11 protein-coding genes and 1 pseudogene are annotated in these 10,399 nt (G+C 66.9%); 5 read left to right on the plus strand and 7 right to left on the minus strand.

Annotated features, from left to right (window positions below):
* The first annotated feature begins 83 nt into the window (after window positions 1-83).
* Window positions 84-1,118 carry a tyrosine recombinase XerC gene (locus FV217_RS06960; protein ID WP_147816338.1) on the plus strand — a complete coding sequence of 345 codons (1,035 nt, stop codon included), beginning with the start codon at window positions 84-86 and terminating at the stop codon, window positions 1,116-1,118.
* 106 nt (window positions 1,119-1,224) lie between these two features.
* A complete protein-coding gene (locus FV217_RS22745) occupies window positions 1,225-1,365 on the plus strand; it encodes a hypothetical protein (protein ID WP_187272459.1) in 141 nt (46 codons plus the stop codon).
* A 3-nt stretch (window positions 1,366-1,368) separates the two neighbouring features.
* Here FV217_RS22745 and FV217_RS06965 read toward each other — a convergent pair whose 3' ends face one another.
* Both FV217_RS06965 and FV217_RS06970 read right to left on the minus strand, forming a co-directional pair.
* Window positions 1,369-2,838 (minus strand): sodium:solute symporter, encoded by a 1,470-nt coding sequence (locus FV217_RS06965; protein ID WP_147816339.1) that lies wholly within the window; start codon window positions 2,836-2,838, stop codon window positions 1,369-1,371.
* The gene (locus tag FV217_RS06970) at window positions 2,835-3,032 is read right to left on the minus strand and encodes a DUF3311 domain-containing protein (RefSeq protein ID WP_147816340.1); all 198 of its coding nucleotides are present in this window, start codon (window positions 3,030-3,032) and stop codon (window positions 2,835-2,837) included. The genes FV217_RS06965 and FV217_RS06970 overlap by 4 nt, the downstream gene beginning before the upstream one ends.
* A 186-nt stretch (window positions 3,033-3,218) precedes the next feature.
* Between FV217_RS06970 and FV217_RS06975 the strand changes: the two genes are divergently transcribed.
* Window positions 3,219-3,401, plus strand: coding sequence for a hypothetical protein (locus tag FV217_RS06975; RefSeq protein ID WP_147816341.1), 183 nt, complete (start codon window positions 3,219-3,221; stop codon window positions 3,399-3,401).
* A gap of 680 nt (window positions 3,402-4,081) precedes the next feature.
* Here FV217_RS06975 and FV217_RS06980 read toward each other — a convergent pair.
* Together FV217_RS06980 and motA are read right to left on the minus strand one after the other, a co-directional pair.
* Entirely contained in the window at window positions 4,082-4,942 is an 861-nt protein-coding gene (locus FV217_RS06980) for a flagellar motor protein MotB (protein ID WP_210245125.1), read from the minus strand.
* A 149-nt stretch (window positions 4,943-5,091) separates the two neighbouring features.
* Window positions 5,092-5,949, minus strand: a complete 858-nt coding sequence (gene motA, locus FV217_RS06985) for a flagellar motor stator protein MotA (protein WP_147816342.1) — start codon at window positions 5,947-5,949, stop codon at window positions 5,092-5,094.
* Window positions 5,950-6,225: 276 nt separating this feature from the next.
* Here motA and FV217_RS06990 point away from each other — a divergent pair, with 276 nt between their 5' ends.
* Both FV217_RS06990 and FV217_RS06995 read left to right on the plus strand, forming a co-directional pair.
* Window positions 6,226-7,320: a transglutaminase domain-containing protein gene (locus tag FV217_RS06990; protein WP_147816343.1), complete on the plus strand. Its 1,095-nt coding sequence runs from the start codon at window positions 6,226-6,228 to the stop codon at window positions 7,318-7,320.
* Between the two features lie 144 nt (window positions 7,321-7,464).
* Window positions 7,465-8,382, plus strand: coding sequence for a phosphotransferase (locus FV217_RS06995; protein ID WP_147816344.1), 918 nt, complete (start codon window positions 7,465-7,467; stop codon window positions 8,380-8,382).
* 160 nt (window positions 8,383-8,542) lie between these two features.
* On the opposite strand, the gene FV217_RS07000 is transcribed toward FV217_RS06995, so the two are convergent.
* The 3 genes and pseudogenes from FV217_RS07000 to FV217_RS22755 all read right to left on the minus strand — a co-directional run.
* Window positions 8,543-8,914, minus strand: a complete 372-nt coding sequence (locus FV217_RS07000) for a plastocyanin/azurin family copper-binding protein (protein WP_147816345.1) — start codon at window positions 8,912-8,914, stop codon at window positions 8,543-8,545.
* Between the two features lie 74 nt (window positions 8,915-8,988).
* Window positions 8,989-9,135: a hypothetical protein gene (locus FV217_RS22750; RefSeq protein WP_187272460.1), complete on the minus strand. Its 147-nt coding sequence runs from the start codon at window positions 9,133-9,135 to the stop codon at window positions 8,989-8,991.
* Window positions 9,136-9,417: 282 nt separating this feature from the next.
* A pseudogene (locus FV217_RS22755) lies at window positions 9,418-10,399 on the minus strand (hypothetical protein); the annotation flags it as partial.

A 10,399-nucleotide genomic window follows, 5' to 3' on the forward strand; every position in this document is an offset into this window, starting at 1 on the left:
CGGGCGCGCTTTTTCGTGGGCGCCTACGACCGGCCCGGCGTTAACGCCTCCTCAACCATAACGTCCCCTGATGGGCGCCAGCGATGGCAGCCCTCCCCTCCCCCTCGGACGATCCCGCCGACGACCGCGACCGTGTGTCGTTTGCCGGCGACGCGTTGCTCCGCGCCACGGCCGAGGCCTGGATCGACGGCCTCGCCCGCGAGCGGCGGATGGCCGCCAACACCTGCGAGGCCTATGCCCGCGACCTGCACCAGTTCCTGAGCCATCTCGACCGCCGCACCGGCACGCCGACGATTCCGAGACTCGTCGCCCTGAAACCCCGCGACGTGCGCGGCTTCATGGCAGCGCGGCGTGCCGACGGCCTGACCGGGCGCTCGCTGATGCGGGTGCTGGCCGGCATCCGCTCCTTCGCCCGCCATCTCGAACGCGAGGGCCATGGCGGCGTCGCGGCGCTCGGCGCGGTGCGCTCGCCCAAGGTCGAGCGCCGCCTGCCGCGGCCGCTCTCGATGGAGTCCGCCATCGCCGTCACCCGCTCCGAGAGCCGCCCCGACGGCGACCGCGCGCCCTGGGTGCTCGCCCGCGACGCGGCGGTGATCGCTCTGCTCTACGGCTCGGGCCTGCGCATCTCGGAAGCGCTGGGCATCGCCCGCAAGGACGCGCCGGAACCGGGAATCGACGAGGTCCGCGTCCTCGGCAAGGGCGGCAAGACCCGCGCCGTGCCGGTGCTGCCGGCGGTCTCCCAGGCCGTCGCCGCCTATCTCGGCGCCTGCCCGCATCCCCTCGCTCCCGACGGGCCGCTCTTCGTCGGCGTGAAGGGCGGGCCGCTCTCGCCGCGCGTCGTGCAATACGCCATGGCGGCCCTGCGCGGCGCCCTCGGCCTGCCCGACAGCGCGACACCGCATGCTCTGCGCCACTCCTTCGCGACGCATCTGCTTGCCCGCCAGGGCGAGTTGCGGGCGATCCAGGAACTGCTCGGCCACGCGTCGCTCTCGACCACCCAGCTCTACACCCGCGTCGATGCCGACCGCCTGATGAACGCCTTCGACGCAGCTCATCCGCGCGCCGGCCGGATCGCCGCAGCCGGGCCGGGAGCCGGATCGGATTTCCCGGCTCGGTAGAATTCCGCAGGAATGCGGAAGCCGTCCTTCGTATTGCCGCGATTGCGTCGCGGTATGTCACCCCCAGGCAACGCCACGGCGTCGCCGCGAAAAAATGGAGCTTGCGATGCCCGTGATCGGAATCTGCGTAGCGATCCTGCCGGTTCTCGCCGTCCTGGCCGTCACCGCCGTGGTGAAGGCCCTCCTGCTCCCGTTCTCCGCCGTCCGGGGCCTCTATCGCCACCACGCCGCAGCACGCGCCGCCTGACGCTCACTTCGCGAGCGCCTGCGCGGCGGCAACCCTCCGCCGCGTCGTAAGACTGACGACCATCGCCACGGCGACGTTCAGCGCCAGCGCGACGATGCCGATGTTGAGATCCTGAACCGGCCCCGGCAGGCCTGGAAACAGCGTCGCCATCGTGTGACCGCCGAGCGCGGTCGCCGCCACGGTTCCGACCCCCACCACGATTCCCGCCGCCGCCCCCTGCTTGCTCAGCGGATTGCGCGCCATCAGGCTCGCGAGCAGCGCGGGAAACAGCTGCGTGACGAAGGCGTAGCCCATCAGCAGCAGCTGCACGATGGTCTCGCCGCCCTGCAGGGTGAAGCCGACGCAGACCAGCGCCAGGACCGGCGCCACCAGCTTGGCGAGCCGGCCGGTGGAGGCATCCGTCGCGGCGGGGCGCAGCGGCCGGTAGAGGTTGTGCGCCACGAGGGTCGCGCCCGAGATCAGGATCATCGAGCCCGGCACCAGGGCCGTGAACACGCCGGTCGCGCCGATCACCCCGACGAACCAGGGCGGAAACGTCTCGATCGCGAGCTTGAACAGCGCGAGGTCGACATCCGGCCCTTTCAAACCGGGCACCTGCAGCACCGCCGCAAAACCCGCGAAGAACACGAACAGCAGCATCAGCTGGTAGAGCGGCAGAAACACCGCGTTGCGGCGAAACACGTTGGCCTCGCGCGCCGTGTAGACCGAGCCGAAGATGTGCGGGAACATCCAGCCGCCGAGCGCCGTCAGCAGCGTGGTCGAGGCGAACCAGCTGGCGCTCTGGCCCCGCTCCGGCAGCGCCAGGAAGCCCGGCTTGGCCTGGTCGATCGCCCGGAACATCGGCTCGATGCCGCCATAATAGTGCCAAGGCAGGTAGAGCCCGAGGAAGACCACCACGGACAGGATCAGCACGTCCTTGATGACGGCGTTCCAGGCGGAGCCGCGCACGCCCGACACCATGACGTAGGTCGTCACCGTCCCGGCCCCGATCCAGATCGCGACCGTGGGCGAGACCGCGCCGTACGAGGCGGTCGCGACGATGATGCCGAGGCCTTTCAGCTGCAACACCATGTAGGGGACCAGCGCCACGATCCCGACCAAAGCCACGAGGATGCCGAGGGCCGGGCTGTCGTATTTCGCCGCGAAGAAATCCGGCTGCGAAAAAAGCTTGCGCGCCTTGGCGTAGCGCCAGACAGGCGGCAGCAGCCAATACGAGATCAGGTAGATCAGGCAGAGGTAGCAGAGGATGTAGTAGGTCGGCCCGCCCTTCCCGTAGGCCCAGCCCGAGGCGCCGAGGAAGGTGAAGGTGGTGTAGACCTCGCCTGCCATCAGCAGGAACACGAGCATCGTTCCGAAGCCGCGCCCGCCCACCGTCCATTGTTCGAGATCCATGTCGTGGCCGGAGCGCGCCCACAGGCCGAGGCCGAGGATGACGACGACGGCGAGCGCGATGATCGGCAGCGCGGCGTTCAATGCTCGATCTCCCGGCGGGCCGGATCGCAGAGATAGATCAGGCCCATGACGCCTGAGCTCGCGACCACGCAGCCGACGAGCCAGGCCAGCAGCAGCGGCATGCCGAACACCATCGGCTCGACGCGGTTCAGCACGAACGGCCCCCCGAGCATGCCGAGGAACGGCAGCAGGCCGAGCCATTTCAGGTGTTTCATGCGTCACCGGGGATCGAGGGCAGGAACGGTTCGGGCCGATCGTCGCGCGTCGGGCCCTCCGGCCGGAGGCAGGTTTCGCGCCGGTGCGAGCCTTCTCGGGAACCTGCGCAATGGCAAGCCTTGCCGGCCGCGGGGCGCCCCCTATCATGGCGGGATCGCGGATCGGCCGCACGGGAGTGACGTCGCATGTCGTTCTTCATCGGGATCGGGTGTTCCTGGCTCCTCGTCGCCGTGATGATGCTCTGGGCGCACCGGCGGGCGGAGAACCCGGAGACCGGCCAATGGCGCTCCGAACCCTCGACCTTCTTCGGCGGCCCGATCCGGGAGGATGCCGCCGCCGAGCCGGATCCGGGCAAATCCGCGATCTGAACCCGTTTCCGTTCGATGCCACGGCCCTTTCCCGGACGCCTGGAACGCAGTGGAAGGTGATCCGGGACCTAGCGTTGACAAGGGCCGCGCCAGCGGCTCGATTCGAACGGCGCAGACGTTTCGACGCTTCGCGACGTCATTATGCTCGGCCCCGGATCGGGTGCCGTTGACGCTCCACCCGTCCGAGGATGGTGGGGAGTGGTAAGCCGAAGGAATCAATCGGAAACGGTATAACGCGCAACCCGTAGGTGGAGGCCGAGGCCCGTTACCGGCTCAGCGGGTGCGTATGGGCAGCCAGCGGGAGCGGGTGATAGGAAGCCGACACTGCATACCCGCTGGGCGCGCCCGGCTTCGACCCGACCCGGTCGTTCCGGTTCATAGACGCGATGCCCGGAAGCGGACGTCTTGCCATGCACCCCTCGCGGCCGCTGGTACAACGAGGCTTTCGGCGGCGGCGCGGGATCGGATTGCCCTACCCCGCCAACTAGGCTTGGACCGGGTGGCGGAGTTCGCTCATCGTTCAGCTTTTGAAGGAGCGACCCATCCTCGCTCCGGCGAAGGCCCGTAACGCTCGACCAATTCTGCTCGGCCGGCGTCGGTGATTTGCTACGCGAACCTGTCTGCCGCGCCTGCGCGCCCTGCGGTTGCAATCAGCTCGAGGGTTTCGAGGTCCCTTGTCGTCAGCGAAGAAAATTCGGGGGCACCGGCGGGCTCGCATCGAGCAGAGTGATCGTCACCCGTCGGTTCGGCGCGATGTAGGGATTGTCGGGGAAAACCGGCTGCGTGTCGGCGCGTCCCACGACGGAATCGACGTTGTCGTTGGGAACCCCGGCACCCGACAGGATTTCGCGCACGGCGAGCGCACGCCCGGCGGTGAGGTTCCAGGGTTCGGCGGCCCGCGCCGAGCCCGGGCGCGCGGCGGCCGTGTGGCCGGTTATCGACAGGCGATTGGGCAGCCGGCGCAGGGCGGGCGCGAGCGCCTCCAGCACGCGACGGGTGCGCTCGTAGGGGTCGACGGAGCCCTCGCGGAACATGGAGCGGCCGTCCTGGTCCACGAGGGAAACGTTCACGCCCTCTTTGGTCGGCTCGATCACGATGTTGCGCGACAGCTCGGCAATGTCGGGCATCTTCTGCAGCGCCTGCCGGAGGCTGGCTATGGCGCTGTCGTTGGCCTGCGCGCTGGCGGCCGGGTGGCTGGCATCGAGATCGCTGGCGCGGCCCGGACTGGTCGGGCGCGCTCTGTCCTCTTGCTCGGCAGAGCCCCTCGCTGCGTCGCGCGGCGTGGACAGCTTGTTGCCCGAAGTGTCCAGGGAGGTGCCGTACAGCATTCCGCCGGCGCCACTGTTTGCAGGGCTCAAAGCCGCCGGCGCGAAGTATTCCGCCAAACCGACCTTCTGCTCCGGCGTCGTCATGCTGATCAGCCACATCAGCAGAAAGAACGCCATCATGGCGGTCACGAAGTCCGCATAGGCGATCTTCCAGGCCCCGCCGTGGTGTGCATGAGCGGCCTTCTTGACCTTCTTGATGATGATCGGCTGGATGGCCATGTCGATCAAGTCCCTGCTCGAAATTCGGTCAGATCTAGATCACGCTGCATTTCGATCGAGTCGATCGAAATGCAGCGTGATCGATTCAAAAGTTTAGAGCAGGCTTCGAACGAAAAACCGTTGCCGCTTTTTCACAGCCTGCTCTAGGCGGGCAGGGCGGCGGTCGCCTCTTCCACCTCGTTGAAGGTCGGGCGGACGTCGCTCATCAGAGCCTTGCGGGCAAATTCTACCGCCATCACCGGCGGCTGGCCGCCGATGTGGGCGAGGAGACCCGCCTTGAGCGAAACGTAGTATTTGGATTCGGCCTCGAAGAGGCTCCTGAGCGACTGCGCCATGGGCCCGAAGAAGCCATAGGCGACGAAGACGCCGAAAAAGGTGCCGACCAGCGCGCCGCCGATCAGATGTCCCAGCACCTCCGGCGGTTCTTTGATCGCCCCCATCGTCTTGATCACGCCGAGCACGGCGGCGACGATGCCGAGCGCCGGTGTTCCGTCGGCGAGCGACTGCATGGCCGAAACGATACGCTCCTGCTCTTGGTGGTGCGTCTCGAGTTCCTCATCCATCAGAGCCTCGATCTCGTAGGCGTTGTTGACGCCCAGCGAGACCATACGCATGTAGTCGCAGACGAATTCGACCGCGTGATGGTTTGCCGCAAAGGTCGGGAAGGCTTCGAACAACGTCGACTCGCTCGGATTTTCGATGTGCGGCTCGAGCGCCATTACACCCTTCTGCTTCACGAGTTTGTACAACGAGTACTGCATCCCCAGCAGCTCGACATAGGATTGCTGATTATATTTGGGGCCCTTCACCAGCGTGCCCAGCATGGCGGGCACGGCCTTGAGCACCGGCCCGATGTTGCCGATGATGAAGGCACCGATCGCTGCACCGAGGATGATGACAAACTCGTACGGCTGCCAAAGGACTTCCAGGTGGCCACCCATCTGCGCGTAGCTGCCGAAGACGCAGGCGAAGACGATCAGTGTGCCGACGATCAGCCGCATAACTTGCCATCCTTGCGTGGCGGCAGGTACGGCCCGCACGACGCTGCTACCAATGGTCCGACAAATCACTGAACTAGGTTAACGCCGAGTTTAGAGCCGTGGACGGAGCGCGGCGGCGACGTCCGCTGTCATGCATTGCTCGGAAGCGGGCAGACCGAGATCCACCCAGCACGGCCCCCAGGCCGGTGCGCTCGTGTGTCATATGTCGTGAACTTGCCCCCTTCGGCCCCGGCTGCAACAACGCACGGCATCCGGAGCCTTCTCGAAGAAACAACGATGCATCGGCGCGACCTGTTGAAGACCGGCCTCATCCTGAGTGCCGCCCCCTGCCTGCCGCGCCTCGCGCGGGCCGAGGACGCTTTCTCGCCGACGCCTGGTTCTTGGCGGCGCTACGAGGTCGTCACGCATCTCACGCTGCCGGCGGGCAAGCCGGCCCAGGCCTGGGTGCCGCTGCCCTCCGTCGGCGAGGCCGCGTGGACCCGCCCGCTCGGCAACACCTGGACCACGAACGCGAGCACCGTAAGATCGGTGCGCGATCCGCGTTACGGCGTCGAGATGCTTCACCTGACCTGGGCCGCGGGCGAGACGCCGACGGCCGAGGTGACCAGCCGCTTCGCGGGGCGCGACCGCGCCGTCGACCTGGCTCGGCCCGGCACGCCGACGCCCCTTTCGGCCGCCGAGCGGCAGCTCTACACGGCAGCCACCGGCCTGATCCCGACCGATGGCCTCGTGCGGCAAACGGCCGAAAAAATCACGGCCGGCGCCGACACGGACCTCGCCAAGGCACGGGCGATCTATGAATGGGTGGTCGAGAACACCTTCCGCGAAGCTTCGGTGCGGGGCTGCGGGTCGGGCAACGTCGCCCAGATGCTGGCGCTGGGCCAGATGGGTGGCAAGTGCGCCGACATCAACGCCTTGTTCGTCGGCCTGCTGCGCGCGGTCGGCGTGCCGGCGCGCGACGTCTACGGCATCCGCGTGGCGCCGTCGGCGTTCGGCTACAAGAGCCTTGGCGCCAACACGGAGACGGTCACCAAGGCACAGCATTGCCGCGCCGAGGTCTACCTGTCGCAGTTCGGCTGGGTGCCCGCCGATCCCGCGGACGTGCGCAAGGTCGCGCTGGAGGAGCCGCCGGGCCACCGCGACATCGCCGACGGCAAGGTGCGCGCGGCCCGAGATACCCTGTTCGGCGCCTGGGAGACGAATTGGCTGGCCTACAACACCGGCCACGACGTCCCGTTGCCGGGATCGAAGGAGGGGCCGAACGCCTTCCTGATGTATCCCGAGGCCGAGGTCGCAGGCTGGCGTCTCGACTGCCTCGATCCGGAACGCTTCGCCTACGCCATCACGGCGAAGCAACTCGACGCAGCCTGACCGCGGCTAAGTTCGGATCGGGTGGGACGGGTTGCCTCGACAGCGGGTGGATGTCTGCTTGCAGATATCCACCCGCTGTCGGCTTTTGATCCTTAGCCGAGGATGACAGCACTGCTCGAACGCTGCGCATCGTAGGTCGTGCCGATGAGTGACATCGACCTGAACGATCTTTCCAGGTGCTATGGCCGGGCGTTTCTAAGCTGTGACTTGGTTGCTCCCGGCGCCAATCGCACCTACCGCCTCGCTACGAAGGGCGAAGCTTACTACCTGCGCCTATACAGGGCCGCCGGCCGTTCCCCGGCCGAAATCGCCTTCGAGTTACGCTTGTTGCGCGAGGTCCGACCAACGCCCGGCATCGACGTGGCTCGACCGATCCGCACCGCCGAAGGGGCGGATTGCGCGAGCATCGTGTTCGAAAGCGTGACACGTGCCGCCTGCTTGTTCCAGGCGCTCGGCGGCCGGGCGGTCGCCTGCGAGATTGGTGACATGGCGCTATTCGGCGCAGCCTTGGCGAAGCTGCACGATGCCCTCGCCGGGATCGAAGGCGGTGAGGTGCGGCTCCTCGACCTCGACCCGCAGACGGTATGCATGCGAGCGACCGCGTCATTGGCCGCCATTCCCCACAGCGCGGCAGCCCGGCATGCGATCGATCACTGCCGCATGGAGATGCTTCGCGGTCCTGCTCCGCACGATCTCCCGTCAGGAAATTGTCATGGGGACGCCTGGTCGGCCAATGCCATCATCCGGGATGGCAGTGTCGGATTCATCGACTTCGACGATTGCGGCTACGGCCCGTACCTGCTCGACCTCGGCACTCCGGTTTGGCATCTCGTCATGCGCGAGCCTTCTCAAAGTGGAGCGCTCGTCGCCGCGCTGCTGGCTGGCTACGAATCGGAGCGCGCCTTGACCAAGGCTGAGCGGCTTGCCCTCCCGAACTTCGTCAAGCTTGCCGAAGTTCGCTCGCTCACGTTCCTCGCTGAGTTCTGCACGCTCGAAGACGGACTATGGTCGCGTGTTCTTGATCGAGCGGTAAACCTTCTGGAGCGTGAACTGATAATCTGACCCAGCGCGATCGATGCACGCGAACGTCCTCGCCCCTCGGATCGAATCGTAATCCGCGGCTCACGTTCGCAGACAGCATGAGCGGGCAGACGACGGCATCGCGTTACCTGTCGTCCACCCGCTCGAAACACCGTTGACGCTCTACGCGGATGATACCGCCTTACTCGACCGTGATCTCGCCCTTCATGGCGATCGAGTGCGGCGTGCAGATGTATTTGTAGGACCCGGGATCGTTGAATTTCAGGGCATAGGCTTCGCCCTTGGCGATCAACGGCCCTTGGGCCTTGTCCCAGCCTTTGGCGGGGCCGCCACGCAGTTGGACGTTGCGCGCGGTCTCGTCCTCGTTCTTCCAGCGGACGATCGTCCCGTGCTTCACCGTCACGGCCGCCGGGCCATAGCCCTTATCCTTGATGGTGACGTTCGTGATCTCACCGCCCGCAGCCGCGGGGTCGCCGACGATCTCCACCGGATCGGCATGGGCGACGGCCAACGGCACGACGGCGAGACACGCAGCCAAGAGTGATACGCGCATTTCTGATCTTCATCCTCGGATCGATGACAATGTCGCGACGCCGATGCTTCGGCTTCCTTGAAGATGCTTGGCCTTCAAGGAACATCGCAGGTCTTCGGCCAAGCCGATCGCACGACCGCCTCGGCCGAACGTGCAGCCTTCCAGACGAAGACGAGACTCGACGACAGAGCCGGCAAGACGAACGGCGCATCGAGCGCCACGAAGATGTCGGCCCAGGTCATGTTGGATCACAGAAACCGGCCCCGGCTGGAAGCACAGGACCGCACGTGATCGATGATACGCGCGAAGGCAAATACTTTATTATCGACTTATAATTGTTACAATGCGTTTCGCCTTGCGATTTGTTTCAAGTATAATCTTGTTTCAACTTGCGGGATGTATCTCAGCGCAGGGCGTCGCGGCTTCCAGGACCGCAGATTGCAGTACGGGACACGATGCGCCGACGCGTGCGCCCGGGGCATGCAGGACGCGCAGACCGCGAGGCGCGCTCCGACGACCGGTCGCTACAACGACCGGCTTCGCACCGTCCAGGTCGACCAGTAGACCGGGCGGCCGTAGAGGCTCGACCCGGCGCTGCCGTCCGAGCGCGGGGCAAGCCGGTCGAGCCAGGTGAGGAAGCCGCCCTTGGTCGGGTAGGCCGCCGGCGTGTCGACGTTGCCGTAGCGGTCGGTCATCCAGAAGAAGCCGTCGCGGCCGTAGCGCCCGCCGCCGTCGCCGCCCGAACGCAGCCCAAGATGGGACGGCGAGCGCGCCGCACGCGCCGGCTCGGCGAACAGCGGCAGCTCCCTGAACGCAGCGGGCGACAGGTCGGCCGTGTAGTGCAGGCAGATGTCCGCGACCGGCCCCCCGGCGGCGTTGGCTGGCCGGTAGCAGGAATAGGCCATGACCCAGCGCTCCATGCCCTTGGCCTTGCCGACCCGCACCAGCGTATCCGGCGGCAGCGCCTCGAGCACGGTCTGCGGCGGCGACCACGCCTTCTCGACGCTGACGTCGCGGCTGGTGCGCAGATACAATCCGAGCCGGCGCCTGGCCGCCGGCTCGGCGCAATCCGCCGGCAGCACGTCGGTGTAGAAGTAGTGGTAGACTTGGTTCGAGACGCTGATCGAGCCGACGAGGCCCTGCGTGTCGAAACCCTGTCCGGAGCAATTCCCGACGATGGGCTTGCCCGCCTCGTCGAGGACCGGGGCCAGGGCCGGCGGCTCGGGCCGGCGGCCGCGGCCAATCCTGGCATTTGCCCTGTCGCCGAAGGGTGTCCATCCGGGCTGCACCTGGCCATCGGCCCTGTGCAGCACGTCGAACGCCTCGAAATCGAGAGTGCGTGCCTGGATCAGCACGTGACGGCGATTATCCTCGACTGCCTCGGTCGCGATCATGAAGACGTATTGATAGTCGTCGCCCGCCCAATCGCGTCCGGCGACCGTCATCGGGTCGCGGGCACCGCTGCCCTCGCGCATCGCGGCGACCGGGCGGACCGCCTCGGACCCC

Source organism: Methylobacterium sp. WL9 (genome assembly GCF_008040035.1).
GTDB classification, from domain to species: domain Bacteria; phylum Pseudomonadota; class Alphaproteobacteria; order Rhizobiales; family Beijerinckiaceae; genus Methylobacterium; species Methylobacterium thuringiense.

Excerpts from the sequence above, each read along its gene's own strand:
- FV217_RS06960 (WP_147816338.1), top strand. The coding sequence starts at position 84 with ATGGCAGCCCTCCCCTCCCCCTCGGACGATCCCGCCGACGACCGCGAC.
- FV217_RS22745 (WP_187272459.1), top strand. The coding sequence starts at position 1,225 with ATGCCCGTGATCGGAATCTGCGTAGCGATCCTGCCGGTTCTCGCCGTC.
- FV217_RS06970 (WP_147816340.1), bottom strand. The coding sequence starts at position 3,032 with ATGAAACACCTGAAATGGCTCGGCCTGCTGCCGTTCCTCGGCATGCTC.
- FV217_RS06975 (WP_147816341.1), top strand. The coding sequence starts at position 3,219 with ATGTCGTTCTTCATCGGGATCGGGTGTTCCTGGCTCCTCGTCGCCGTG.
- motA (WP_147816342.1), bottom strand. The coding sequence starts at position 5,949 with ATGCGGCTGATCGTCGGCACACTGATCGTCTTCGCCTGCGTCTTCGGC.
- FV217_RS06990 (WP_147816343.1), top strand. The coding sequence starts at position 6,226 with ATGCATCGGCGCGACCTGTTGAAGACCGGCCTCATCCTGAGTGCCGCC.
- FV217_RS06995 (WP_147816344.1), top strand. The coding sequence starts at position 7,465 with ATGAGTGACATCGACCTGAACGATCTTTCCAGGTGCTATGGCCGGGCG.
- FV217_RS07000 (WP_147816345.1), bottom strand. The coding sequence starts at position 8,914 with ATGCGCGTATCACTCTTGGCTGCGTGTCTCGCCGTCGTGCCGTTGGCC.
- FV217_RS22750 (WP_187272460.1), bottom strand. The coding sequence starts at position 9,135 with ATGACCTGGGCCGACATCTTCGTGGCGCTCGATGCGCCGTTCGTCTTG.